Origin of the sequence: Corynebacterium frankenforstense, assembly GCF_030211955.1 — a bacterium.
Taxonomy (GTDB): Bacteria; Actinomycetota; Actinomycetes; order Mycobacteriales; family Mycobacteriaceae; genus Corynebacterium; species Corynebacterium frankenforstense_A.
This window is the reverse complement of record NZ_JASODI010000080.1, coordinates 1-255: the sequence shown is the minus strand read 5'-3', so window position 1 is coordinate 255 and position 255 is coordinate 1. Positions and strand designations below refer to the sequence as shown.

The following is a 255-nucleotide window of genomic DNA, read 5'->3' as shown; positions in this document are numbered from 1 at the left end:
AGCTCTTCTTCCAGTTTTTGCATGGTGTAGCTAAGTGCGGAAGGCACGCGTCCCAGCTCATCCGCCGCCGCCGCAAAACTGCCCCGGCGATCGATCGCATCCATAACCCGTAGTGCTTCCAGCGTTAATGCCCTTTCTTTGGCCATTTCGTTCTCATTCAGGAAATTTGAACATACCGGGCAGAATATCTGGCTAACAATGTAGCGTCCAGCCCCTTACCATAAAAGGAAGTAAAGAGAGGTCAAGAATTATGAT

The 255-nt window shown here is 49.8% G+C and carries 1 protein-coding gene; it reads right to left on the bottom strand.

Annotated elements, in window-relative coordinates:
• On the bottom strand, positions 1-146 hold a 146-nt coding region (locus QP119_RS11605; RefSeq protein WP_077695875.1), incomplete at its 3' end, for a LysR family transcriptional regulator.
• Positions 147-255: the final 109 nt, after the last annotated feature.